1 pseudogene is annotated in these 595 nt (G+C 35.8%); it reads right to left on the reverse strand.

Annotated features, from left to right (window positions below):
* Nucleotides 1-166: 166 nt before the first annotated feature.
* Nucleotides 167-499: pseudogene (locus AC1DIT_RS28350) on the reverse strand (dipicolinate synthase subunit DpsA); the annotation flags it as partial.
* Between the last annotated feature and the right edge of the window lie 96 nt (nucleotides 500-595).

Here is a 595-nt window from a genome sequence, read left to right on the forward strand (position 1 = left end):
AATGTGCATCTCAGTCAACATTCCCTACTTCACCTTCTTTTTCTTTCATTTATAAGAAAAGTGCCTACTTTTTCTTTTTCCTCCACAGAAAAGTGCCTACTTTTTCTTTTTCCTCCACATCATATGTACCGTACGAGTTAGAGGTGATTGAAAAACAAAAAGCATTCAATATTTCTAAATACGGTGTACCAATTCCTGAATATATAGTAAAGTTTGCTGGTGTTTTTTCAATCTGTTCTTTCGTAAGCGCAACTTTTTCATTTGAAAAAATAGTATCTACTTCTCCTTTTGCATTTGTTCCTGCTACCGGCAAAATAATTGCATCTAAAGAAGTGAAATCTAGATCTTGCATACTCTCTTTTGCTGCCCCTGTAAAACCATGATCCAGTTGATCAAATCCTACTAATGAAAGTTTTGCATCAAGTTCAACCAACTTACGAATCACTTCTAGCTGCCTTGCATCTCCTCCTATGACAGCAATGTGCATCTCAGTCAACATTCCCTACTTCACCTTCTTTTTCTTTCATTTATAAGAAAAGTGCCTACTTTTTCTTTTTCCTCCACATCATATGTACCGTACGAGTTAGAGGTGATT

This window comes from Bacillus sp. 05T22, from assembly GCF_056396765.1.